Below are 11,485 nucleotides of genomic sequence, written 5' to 3' on the forward strand. Positions count from 1 at the left end.
AACGGATTATGTTGCTGATGATCGATAACTACGATTCCTTCACCTACAACGTGGTGCAGTATCTGGCCGAGTTGGGCGCCGATGTGCAGGTGTACCGGAACGATGAAATTACCATAGAACAGATCGAGGAACTGAACCCGGAACGGCTGGTGATTTCCCCTGGCCCCTGTACTCCGAACGAGGCCGGCATCTCCATGGAGGCCATCCGGCATTTCGCCGGCAAGCTGCCGATCCTGGGCATTTGCCTGGGCCACCAGGCTATCGGCCAGGTCTACGGCGGTGACGTTATCCGGGCCGGCCGGGTCATGCACGGGAAGGTGTCCCCGGTCTTCCACAAGGACACCGGCGTATTTCGGGGCTTGAGCAACCCGCTGCAGGCCACCCGCTACCACAGCCTGGTCATCGACAAGACCACCCTGCCGGACTGCCTGGAAGTGACCGCCTGGACCCGCAACGACGACGGCTCCATCGAGGAAATCATGGGGGTTCGCCACAAGACACTGCCGATTGAAGGGGTGCAGTTCCATCCGGAGTCTATTATGACGGAACAGGGGCACGAACTGCTGCGCAACTTTCTGAGATCACAATAAGAGGCCGACACATGGACATGAAAGAAGCTCTCAACCGCATTGCCTCCAACCTGGACCTGTCCCGGGAGGAAATGAAGGACGTGATGCGCATCGTCATGAAGGGCGAGGCCACCGACGCCCAGATTGGCGCGTTTCTCATGGGGTTGCGCCTGAAGAGCGAAACCATTGATGAAATCACTGGCGCCACCGAGGTGATGCGCGAGCTGGCCACCGGAGTAACGGTGAAGGCTGAGCCGCTGATCGATATCGTCGGCACCGGCGGCGACGGCGCCAACCTGTTCAACGTGTCTTCCGCCGCCTCGTTTGTGGTAGCCGCTGCCGGCGGCTTTGTGGCCAAGCATGGTAACCGGGCGGTCTCGTCCAAGAGCGGCAGTGCCGACTTGCTGGAGAAGCTGGGTATCAACCTGAGCATGAAACCGGAAGAGGTGGCCCGCTGTGTCGAGGAAATCGGTGTCGGCTTCATGTTCGCTCCGGCTCACCACGGCGCCATGAAACACGCCATCGGCCCCCGCAAAGAGTTGGGTTGCCGGACCATTTTCAACATCCTGGGACCCATGACCAACCCGGCGGGCGTCAAGCGCCAACTGGTGGGCGTGTTCAACCGGGAACTCTGCCGCCCCATGGCGGAGGTGCTGCATCGCCTTGGGGCCGAGCACATCATGGTGGTTTGCTCCAGAGACGGCCTGGATGAGATCAGCCTGGCCAGCGCCACCCACGTGGCGGAACTGAAAGACGGCAAGGTCACCGAATACGACATCACCCCGGAGGATCTTGGCATCAAGAGCCAGGCTCTGGTGGGCCTGACCGTGGACACCGCCGACGATTCCTTAAAGCTGATCAAGGCAGCTTTCGGTCGTGGCCACGATGAAATGGCCGAGAAAGCCCGGGACCTGATTGCCCTGAACGCCGGCGCAGCCATCTACGTCGCTGGCTTGGCCAAGACGCCGAAAGAAGGTGTCGATATGGCCCTGGACGCCATGGGCTCTGGCCTCGCTGCCGGCAAGATGTCGGAGCTGGCTGATTTTTCTCAGTGCTTTTGATCCTGGTCTGCTGACTTCGCAGCCGGACGAGCCGGAGCGGAGGGAGCTTCCAAAACACGCCCGTGAATACGTCCATGTAGGGCTTGGCTGCAGCCATCCATGGCTGCAGACAGTTTTGGAAGCTCCCTCCGCTCCGACTCTCGCTAACTTTGTACAGGCCCGTTATGACTGAACGACATTTGGACAAGACTCCCACCATTCTTCGCAAGATCGTTGACCGTAAGTGGGAAGAAATTGACGAGCGGAAACCAAAAGTTTCGCTTGCTGACCTTAAGGCCATGGCTGGGGATCAACCGGCAGCCAGAGGTTTTGCCAACGCTTTGCGCAGCCGGATTGAACAGCAGACTCCCGCTGTTATCGCCGAGATCAAGAAAGCCTCACCAAGCAAAGGTATTTTGCGGGATCCGTTCGAGCCGGCAGTGATCGCCGAGAGCTATGAAAACGGCGGAGCGGCCTGCCTGTCCGTGCTCACCGATCACGACTTCTTCCAAGGGCATGAGGATTATCTGGTTGCCGCCCGCAATGCCTGCAGTCTGCCGGTAATCCGCAAGGATTTCATGGTGGCGCCCTACCAGGTCTACGAAAGCCGGGCCATAGGCGCCGACTGCATCCTCCTGATTGCAGCCTGCCTGACCAAAGACCAGATGCAGGAGTTAGAAGGCATTGCCCATGAGATTGGCCTGGATGTGTTAGTCGAAGTGCATGATGGTGAGGAACTGGATGATGCGTTGACGCTGACGACGCCTCTGGTGGGCATCAACAACCGCAATCTGCACACCTTCGAAGTGTCACTGGACACCACCTTTGACCTGCACGAGCGGATTTCAGAGGATCGACTGACCATCACCGAGAGCGGCATCATGACACGCAGCGATGTTGAGGCCATGACCGGCCGTGGCATCTTCGGATTCCTGGTGGGTGAGTCGTTCATGCGGGCGCCGGAGCCCGGGGAAAAACTCAGGGAACTGTTTTACTGATTCTGGGCGACAACAGGCAGATGTTTCATGGATGATGTCAGCAGCAGGGAATCCGATAACCCTATTCTGATCGGCCCCTATTGGCCGGTGTTTTTCCGGTATGCCCTGCCCTCGGTGGCCGGGCTGCTGGCACTGACCACGGCCAATATTGTCGATGGCATCTTCATCGGCAATTTCGCCGGAGCGGATGCCTTGGCGGCCCTGAACCTGCTCATTCCCTGGTTTACCTTCCTCTTCGGCATTGCCCTGGCGCTGGCCATTGGCGGCACCGTGCGCGCCGGCCGGTATCTGGGTGAAGGCCGGCCCGACGCTGCGTCGTCGATGTTCAGCAAATGCCTGCTGGCCACCCTGGCCCTGTCGCTGATCGGGGCCGTGGCCGGGTTGCTGTTCCATGAGGCCATCTACCGCCTGCTGGGTGCTTCTCCCGACCTCTATTCACTGATGTCCGAGTATTTCCTGGTCATCATCTGGGTGCTGGTGCCCCAGCTTGTGACCATGGTGCTGTATTACTTTGTGCGGGTGGACGGCTTCCCAGGGTTGGCGACCACGGCACTGGTGGTCGGGGCCGGTGCGAACATCCTGCTGGATGCCCTGCTGGTGGGTTATCTCGATTACGGGCTTCGCGGTGCTGCCGTGGCCACGGGCCTGGCGCAGATACTCCAGTTCGCTGTTCTGGCCCGCTATTTCCGCAAGGCCAGTCGCAAACTGGTGTTCGGGCTTCGCCAGACCAACTGGCGTGAAGTCCCGAGGGCCTTTGGCAATGGCGTCTCGGAGTGGATCAACGAGCTCTCGGTGGGCCTGGTGATGCTCCTGATCAACTGGCTGCTCATGACCACTCAGGGTGTGGCCGGAGTCGCTGCGTTCACCGTCGTGAACTATCTGATTTTCCTGAGCCTGATGATGTTCTACGGCATCTCCGATGCCATGCACGTACTGATCAGCCACAACCTGGGTGCCGGCAATGCCGGGCGGATCCGCGGCTTCATGGAGCGCGGTGCTACCGTCATCCTCGGTCTTGCGATCAGCCTGGTGCTAATTGCCTGGCTGTTCGGCAACCAGGTGGTCCGGCTGTTCCTGGATACCACTGCCGACCCGGCCACGGCCCGGCTGGCCGACCAGTTTCTCGGCATTCTCTGGCCACTGTTCCTGGTCAACGGCATGAATGTACTGCTGTCGGTCTACCTGACCGCCATGCACAAGGCCCTGCCCTCGGCGATGGTCGCCTTTTCCCGGAGCCTGGTGCTCCCGGCGCTGTTGCTGGTGGCCATTGCCCATTTCGCACCGGACTGGCCTCTGCTGCTGGCGCTGCCCCTGGCGGAATGGCTCACCTTCGGCCTGGCCATGACACTGTTCCTGCGTTTTCGTCCGCATCGCGTGGTGGCCGCCAGCGCCTGAATGTAAAAAATGTAAAACCGTTTCACATGCATTCGATTCTCATTTAGATTCTCTCCAAAGATCGGATTTGGAGAGAAGACATGGGACCGTCTGCCCGGGCCATTGCCGAACACGCCAGTTTTCAGGCCTTCCTGCACTGTTATCTGCACGAAGTGGATTCCGGGCAGTGGCAGGCGGAACGCGTCCGAACCGGTGACGTAGCCGGGCGCTTCGTCGGACCCTGGGTCTGTGAGCTTGACCTCGGAAGCCAGAGCTCGCGGCTGGCCGTTGATGTGCTGTACCGGTCCGCCGTGGGCCGGCATCGGTACGGCCGGGTCCGGCAGTGGCTGGCGGCGCGTCACTGCTGGTCCGATATCGAACCCTTCCAGGCACTTTGCCTGATGGTGCGGGAACTCTATTCACGCTCTGTCGGTATGGTGCCCGAGCTTCGGAAACTGCGGGAACTGGAGTTTCTGCACCGTCTGACCGACAGCTACGGTGTCATGACCCGTTGCGTGGAACATCGACGGGCCGACCCGGCACTCAGCGACAACCGGTTTATCGCCTCGGAACAGTCACTGCTGTTTGGCCATGCCACCCACCCCACGCCGAAGAGCCGCCAGGGCATGTCGGCCTGGCAGCAGGAAGCCTATGCGCCAGAACTGGCCGGGCGTTTCCGGCTTCACTATTTCCTGGTCCGCAGCGACGGCGTGGACGAGGACTCTGACGGCCCGCTTGCCGCCCACGCCATGGCAGAAACCCTGCTCAGCGATGGGCACGGTTCGCTGAACCTGCCACCAGACCATTACCTGGTTCCCGCTCACCCGCTGCAGGCGCAATACCTTCAAACCCAGCCGGCGGTCATGGCAGCGATCGCCCAGGGGTTAATCCAGCCCCTGGGTGCACTGGGGCCGGCGTTCTCCGCAACGTCCTCGGTCCGCACTCTCTACAGCGAACAGTCAGAATGGATGCTGAAATTCTCGATTCCGGTGAAAGTCACCAATTCGCTGCGGGTGAGCAAACGCCACGAGTTGAAAGCCGGCGTGGCTATGAGCCGGCTGATCCGCAGAACCGGCTTTGCCGACAGCGAATCAAGGTTTCGGATCATCGAAGACCCGGCGTACCTGACCGTGAACCTGCCAGGACAGCGTGAGAGCGGCTTCGAGATGATTTTCCGGAACAACCCGTTCCCCCCGAGCCAGGATGGCGGCATTGTCAGCCTGGCGGCGTTGACCCAGGATCCGCTGCCCGGCCGTCACTCCCGGCTTCTCGGGCTGATCGAGGGCATGGCCCTGAACGAGAACCGCAGCCTCTCCGCGGTGGCCCGGGACTGGTTCCAGCAGTACCTCACCTGCGCGGTGGCCCCGGCCCTGAGACTGTATGACGACCACGGCATCGCCCTGGAGGCCCATCAACAAAACAGCCTTCTGGATATCAGCGCAGGCTACCCCCGGCGCTGTTTTTACCGGGACAACCAGGGGTACTACCTGTCGGAATGCCGGCGGGAGGAACTGCTATCTCTGTGCCCGGATCTGCGGGAGACCCCGGAGCTGTTTTACCGGGATGCCATGATCCGGGATCGCTTCTGTTACTACCTTGTCGTGAACCAGCTGTTTTCGGTCGTTGCGCGGCTCGGCGTTGACGGCGCGCTCCCGGAGGCCCAACTGCTTCGGCAGCTCCGTAACTTCCTACGCTCGCTGCGAGCCACGCTCAGCGGACCGGCCCTGGCCCTGGTCAGCATGGTGCTGGAGGACAGCCGTCTGCCTTACAAGGGCAATCTTCTGACCCGTGTGCACGATGTTGATGAGCTCAATGCCGACCTTGAAATGGCGGTTTACACCAGCATCGCCAATCCGCTCTACCGGCTGGACCAGACGGAACAGTTGCCCAATCTAGCGAGCGCAATGACGGAAGCGGGCACCATGGCCGAGGTGGGACATGGTGTCGCCTGATGCCGACACTGCCGGGCTGGGTCCGGTGGTGGCCCTGAGCGAATCACCCGGCCAGCGAGTCACGCGCCAGCTGCTGGAGGCCTTGATGTTCGAGGGTGTCATTGGCGGTGGCCTGGCCAGACGAGGTGCTTCCGGCTGGCAGTGGCTGAGCTTCAGGGTGGGCCAGCTGGAGGGGCGCTGCCTGGGTCGCGTCCGGGGGTTTGGTCGCCTGCGTCTGGATCTGGCGACGCTGATCCTGACGATGGGCGGCCGCCGGGTGGCCACGGACCTGCCGACCCTGGTTGATCACCTCCCGACCTCCCGGGACCGGCGTAACGCCCTGCTGCAGGAGCTGCTGGCTACGGTCGCCAACACCCAGCGGCTTGACGCCATGCGCCAGTCCTGTCGCTCGCCGGATCGGCGCCAGTTGCACGGCGAGGAGCTGGATCGGGCCCTCCACGAGGGGCACCCGTACCACCCCTGCTACAAGAGCCGTCTGGGGCTGCATCAAGACGAGAACGACCTGCTTCGTTACAGCCCCGAGACCAGCACCGGCTTTCGGCTACACTGGCTCGCAGTGCCACGGGGTCATCTGAATCGCCATTTCTCCGTGCCGGAGATGGACTTCTGGCAGGCCGAGCTGGGCCACGAGAGCGCCTACCTGTTGCGAGCGGCCTTCCATCGGGCGGGACTGGACTGGCAACACTATGCGCCACTGCCCGCCCACCCGTGGCACTGGCAGTCCCTCCTTCAGGGCCGACTGGCATCCCTGCTGACGCATCTCGATATACAGAGTCTGGGAGCGATGGGGGATCGTTACCGGCCTGGCCAGTCCTTGCGATCACTGTTCAACATAAGTCATTCAGCCCGAGCGTGCCTGAAGCTCCCCCTCGGCATCCGCAACACCTCAGCCCGCCGGCACCTCGAGCCCCATTCCGTGCCCTCGGCGCCGGTCATCACCCGATGGCTGCAGTCTGTGGTCGATGCCGACTCACGATTTGCCCGGGCCTACCCGCTCAGGCTGCTGCCGGAGTATGCCAGCCTGGCCTTCTCCGCGGGCGAACCGTTCACACCAGAGATGCATGCCCTCGAAGGCGAACTGGCAGCCATCTGGCGCTCCGCCATTGCCGCGCGGCTGGTCGAGGGTGAACAGGCCATACCGCTCAATGCACTGGCACTGTGGGAGCCGGACGGACTGCCCTTCATCCACCCCTGGGTTGAGCACTACGGGTTGCTGCCCTGGCTTCAGGCGACACTGGGCACTGTGATTCTGCCAGTCTGGCACATGCTGGCAGCCCACGGCGTCGGCCTTGAGGCCCACGGCCAGAACAGTCTGCTGGTAGTCCGCAATGGCTGGCCCCAGGCGCTGATGTTGCGGGATTTCCATGACAGCGTGGAATACGCCCGGAGCTTTCTGCCTCTGACCACGCCGGAGCCGGACTTCGGCCCGCGCCGAACGCTGTACGAGCAAGCCCCGGACAATCAGTTCTACCGGATGTCCGGGCCGGAGGCGCTTCGGGAGCTGGTGATGGACACCCTGTTTATCTACAACCTCAGCGAGCTGGCGCTTGTTCTGGAAGAAGCCTATGGCTTTGAGGAGCGCCGGTTCTGGCGAGAGGTCCGCCGGCTTCTTGGTGGCTACGGCGCGCACCACCCGGAGCTCCAATCACGACTGACGCAGCTTGCCTGGGACCAGCCCTGGATTCGGACTGAATCGTTGCTGCGGCAAAAGCTGCAAGCCGACGCGGCCTCGACCGGCCACCTTGTGCCCAATGCGCTGCTGGCCGGCGCCTCGTTATCGCCCAAACCCACCATTGATCACCATCAGGAGAGGTTATCGTGACTGCGCCCCTGTTCTATGTGGACAACACCCCGTATCGCCGGTCGGACTGCGACCGGCTGGTCCAACCCCTGGCGAACTCGGCACTGCTCCGGGAGCCCGCCGCAATCCGCCTCGCTGTCTGTATGCAAAACACGGCTGAATGGCTGGCGCTTTGTCTGTGGTTGAAACGTCATGGTGCGAGCGTGTTGCCCATCCATCCCGGTACTCCACAAGAGGCTGCCCGAGCGCTTGCCCGGGACACCGGCTGCAACCACCTGCTGTTCACAGACAGCCTGCAAAACGCCCGTGTTGAAGACATTGCCGGTGCCAGTTCGATGAGATCCGCCGACGGCGGAGAGCTGATTCAGCTCAGCTCCGGCACCACCGGCAAGCCCAAGGCCATTGCCCGCTCCTGGTCGGACATAGACCGGGAGGTGGACGCCTACGTCACCCAGTTCACCGAAGCCCAGGGATTAACACCCGTGGTAGCCTGCCCGGTCACCCATTCCTACGGCCTGATCTGTGGTGTTCTGGCGGGCCTCGCGAGGGATTCAGCACCCCGCGTGGTCACCAGCCTGAATCCCCGCTTCATCCTGGCCGGGCTGAAAGCGGCGCCGGAGCACCTGCTGTACGCCTCCCCCACACTGGTGAGCCTGCTGATTCAGATGCTGCCCGAATCCGAGCGGCTGCATACCGTCATGCTCTCCGGAGCGCCGCTGCCGGCGCCGCTGCTGCGCCGGGTTCAAAGCCGCTGCCAGCGCCTGTGCCAACAGTACGGATGCTCGGAAGCCGGTTGTGTCGCCCTGGCAACGGAGTTGCACGAACCCGGCCAGCTGGGCCAGCCGCTGCGACACCTGGCGGTGCAGGCGGGGATTTCCGCCCAGTGCCCGGACGAAATCCGGATCACGGTGGAAGCCACCGGACAGGAGATTCACAGCCATGACCTTGGGTATTTCGATACTCGGGGGGACCTGCATTTCCTGGCCCGCACCGACGACACCATCAACGTTGCCGGCATCAACGTCTACCCCGGTGCCGTCGAGGACGTCTTTCTCACCTACCCGGGCATCACCGACGCGGTGGCGTTCAAGCAGCCTGACAGCTTTGCCGGGGAGCGGGTTTGCCTGCGGTTCGTGGCAGAAGCGGAGTTGGACATCGATCACCTGCGGCAGTGGTGCCGGGATCGACTGGCGCCCCACCAGGTGCCGGCGCTGCTGGAACAGGTAGAGGCTATTCCCCGCCTTGCCAACGGCAAGGTCAGCCGCCGGTTGCTGAGCAAAACCGGGCAACCGGCAGAGCGCACTCAGGAGGTACCGGCGTGACGACTGCCCGCGACGCGATCAAGACCGCCATCGAAAAACACCTGCCCGGCGCCCGACTCTCGGCGTTCAACGACAGCGCCCGGCTGAACGCCGACCTGGCCCTGGACTCGATCATGCTGCTGCAACTGATTGTGCATCTGGAACTGGACCACGGCCTCTCTCTTCCCGAGGAGGCGTTGCTGGCCAGCCCGCCGGAGACAGTGACAGACCTGGAAGCCCTGCTGGTACGCTGCGACAACATGGAGGTGTCTCGATGATCAAGGTCCACTGTTTCGTCAGTTGCGTTTGCGAGCTGATCAAACGCACCCCGGGGGTGGATCATCGCCCCTTCTACTTTGGCGTCTGGGATGCCGACTTTTCCGTCGACAGCCAGTTCGTGCTGTCCTACCACTCGCCCCATACCCGCCATGACCAGTTCCGGGAATGGTATCGCCTGCTGTACGGCGTCCGCATCGAGCCCTGGTACGACCATGACCAATCCAAGGAGGCCAACATCCGGCAACTGGTGTCGCTGGTGGAGAACCGACCCGCGGATCGTCAGGTGATGGTGATGCTGGACCTGTACCGTTTACCGGAGCGGGAGAACAAGTTTCACCAGAACCCCTTCCCCCACTACGTGCTGCTGGAGGCCACCGACGACCCGGACCAGTGGTTCATGTCCGACCCCGACTTCCGCTGGGAGGGCGCCCTGCCGAAGGACCGGATCCTGGATTCGGTGCGTTCGCCGGCCGCGGCCGGCGGGTTCTGGTTCGACGGGCTGGACATTCGCCACACCCCGGCGGAAACCGTGGCCGCCTACTTTGCCCAGTGCATGAAGCCGGACACTAACCCGTTTACCGACGCCCTTCGCCAGATCCTCCGGGCCCACGCCGGCACCGGGGCGATCCGCCCGCTTGATCAGTTGCCCGATGCGTTCCGGGAAATCCCGGTGATGGCGATTCGCAAGTACGCCTACGAACATGCCTTTGCCTGGCTGCTTGAGGACCAGGGTCAGACCGCTGAAGGCGACCCCTGGTTCGAGGACGTGTGCGAGGACATTGATCGGCTGGTGAAAACCTACACCCAGATCCAGTACCGGGCCCTGAAACTGGCGATTTCCGGAAACGCAGCGCTGATCGCCGGTGTGGAGCAGTTGCTGGATGAGCAGGATGAACGGGAGTTCGCCATCAAGGCGCAGCTGCTGAATCTGTTCCGGGACTGGCAGCGCCAGGCACAGCCCGGCGCAGGCGCTGTAGCGGGCCATGGGATGACCGCAGAGGTGTTGCCATGATCCGCTTGCACCTGTGCACCATTTCCTTTCGCCACCATTTGGTGTCGCTGCCGGAGCTCGCCGGCTGGGCCGGTGCCCAGGGGTTCGACGGCATTGAGCTGTGGGGCGTGCATGCCCGCCACCTTGCCGACCAGCCGTCACTGGATGGACAGTGGCTTCAGGCCCGGGGGCTGACGGTGCCCATGATCAGTGACTACCTGCCCCTGGAGGGCAACGAAGCCGATGCGATCCGCCACACCCGGGACCTGTGCCGACTGGCCAGGCACTGGCGCGCTCCCAAGGTACGGACCTTTGCCGGACAACAGGCCAGCGCCGGGATGTCGGAAGACCAGCGCCGCAAGGTGACCCGGCGACTTGGGGTGCTGGCCCAATGCGTGGCCGACGAGGGCCTTTCCCTGATGCTGGAGACCCATCCCGGGACCCTCGCGGACACCGTGGATTCCACGCTGGCACTGCTGGCCGATGCCGACCATCCGGCCCTCGGCATCAACTTCGATGTCCTGCACGTATGGGAATCCGGCGCTGACCCCTGCACGGCCCTGGACCAGCTGGCGCCCTGGGTGCGGCACTGTCACTTCAAGAATATCAGCCACTTTCAGCAGCTGGACGTGTTCGCGCCCGCCAACGTCTATTCACCGGCCGGCTGTCGCGAGGGCATGGTGCCGGTTCTGGAAGGCGCCTGCGACTATCGGCCGCTGCTCACCGCCCTGGCCAACTGGCGACGCCGGTCAGGGACCGATCCGCTGGATGTTTCCCTGGAATGGTTCGGTCCGGACAGTTACCAGGTACTGGCAACCGACCTTCGCCGGTTGCGGCATCGGCTCGGCGACGCTCGCCGATCTCAGGCGCTCACCGCCTGCCAGTAAACCTCCACCACCTCATCCCCGGAAAAACGGATGAGGTGGGAGGCCACGACCTGACCCAGCTCTTTCAGCTCGTTGTCCGTGTTCGACTGACACGCCAACTGCAACTCGTTATCCATCGCCGTCAACCGGCACACGCCGATCGAAAACGTCAGGACGCCGTCCGTTTCGGTCCACTCCGCCTCGATCTTGTGGCGGAAATGCTTGCCCAAACGGTTGATCAGGCGACCGGGATTGGCACTGGTCACGCAGGCATTCATGGCTGGCATGGCGAACTCCTTTGCTTGGATGGTTTT

11 protein-coding genes are annotated in these 11,485 nt (G+C 62.7%); 10 read left to right on the forward strand and 1 reads right to left on the reverse strand.

Going from position 1 to position 11,485, the window contains the following annotated elements:
* Positions 1–8 precede the first annotated feature (8 nt).
* The 10 genes from GJU83_RS07275 to GJU83_RS07320 all read left to right on the forward strand — a co-directional run bounded on the left by GJU83_RS07275 (position 9) and on the right by GJU83_RS07320 (position 11,192).
* Positions 9–590, forward strand: a complete 582-nt coding sequence (locus tag GJU83_RS07275) for an aminodeoxychorismate/anthranilate synthase component II (protein ID WP_136630036.1) — start codon at positions 9–11, stop codon at positions 588–590.
* An 11-nt stretch (positions 591–601) separates the two neighbouring features.
* Positions 602–1,630 (forward strand): anthranilate phosphoribosyltransferase, encoded by a 1,029-nt coding sequence (gene trpD, locus GJU83_RS07280; protein ID WP_153633982.1) that lies wholly within the window; start codon positions 602–604, stop codon positions 1,628–1,630.
* A 164-nt stretch (positions 1,631–1,794) separates the two neighbouring features.
* Complete coding sequence (gene trpC / locus GJU83_RS07285) at positions 1,795–2,607, forward strand: indole-3-glycerol phosphate synthase TrpC (protein ID WP_069182083.1); 813 nt, start codon at positions 1,795–1,797, stop codon at positions 2,605–2,607.
* 27 nt (positions 2,608–2,634) lie between these two features.
* On the forward strand, positions 2,635–4,002 hold the full coding sequence (locus GJU83_RS07290; RefSeq protein WP_069182084.1) for an MATE family efflux transporter: 1,368 nt from the start codon (positions 2,635–2,637) through the stop codon (positions 4,000–4,002).
* Between the two features lie 80 nt (positions 4,003–4,082).
* On the forward strand, positions 4,083–5,933 hold the full coding sequence (locus GJU83_RS07295; protein ID WP_069182085.1) for an IucA/IucC family protein: 1,851 nt from the start codon (positions 4,083–4,085) through the stop codon (positions 5,931–5,933).
* Complete coding sequence (locus GJU83_RS07300; RefSeq protein ID WP_069182086.1) at positions 5,920–7,755, forward strand: IucA/IucC family protein; 1,836 nt, start codon at positions 5,920–5,922, stop codon at positions 7,753–7,755. The genes GJU83_RS07295 and GJU83_RS07300 overlap by 14 nt, the downstream gene beginning before the upstream one ends.
* Complete coding sequence (locus GJU83_RS07305) at positions 7,752–9,056, forward strand: AMP-binding protein (RefSeq protein ID WP_069182087.1); 1,305 nt, start codon at positions 7,752–7,754, stop codon at positions 9,054–9,056. The genes GJU83_RS07300 and GJU83_RS07305 overlap by 4 nt, the downstream gene beginning before the upstream one ends.
* Positions 9,053–9,313: a phosphopantetheine-binding protein gene (locus GJU83_RS07310; protein ID WP_069182088.1), complete on the forward strand. Its 261-nt coding sequence runs from the start codon at positions 9,053–9,055 to the stop codon at positions 9,311–9,313. Before GJU83_RS07305 ends, GJU83_RS07310 begins: the two co-directional genes overlap by 4 nt.
* Complete coding sequence (locus tag GJU83_RS07315; protein ID WP_069182089.1) at positions 9,310–10,326, forward strand: DUF6005 family protein; 1,017 nt, start codon at positions 9,310–9,312, stop codon at positions 10,324–10,326. Before GJU83_RS07310 ends, GJU83_RS07315 begins: the two co-directional genes overlap by 4 nt.
* Entirely contained in the window at positions 10,323–11,192 is an 870-nt protein-coding gene (locus GJU83_RS07320) for a sugar phosphate isomerase/epimerase family protein (RefSeq protein WP_069182090.1), read from the forward strand. The genes GJU83_RS07315 and GJU83_RS07320 overlap by 4 nt, the downstream gene beginning before the upstream one ends.
* Here GJU83_RS07320 and GJU83_RS07325 read toward each other — a convergent pair.
* Positions 11,168–11,458 carry a DUF2218 domain-containing protein gene (locus GJU83_RS07325; protein ID WP_069182091.1) on the reverse strand — a complete coding sequence of 97 codons (291 nt, stop codon included), beginning with the start codon at positions 11,456–11,458 and terminating at the stop codon, positions 11,168–11,170. The two genes, GJU83_RS07320 and GJU83_RS07325, sit on opposite strands and share 25 nt — an antisense overlap.
* Positions 11,459–11,485: the final 27 nt, after the last annotated feature.

Origin of the sequence: Marinobacter salsuginis (assembly GCF_009617755.1) — a bacterium.
GTDB classification, from domain to species: domain Bacteria; phylum Pseudomonadota; class Gammaproteobacteria; order Pseudomonadales; family Oleiphilaceae; genus Marinobacter; species Marinobacter salsuginis.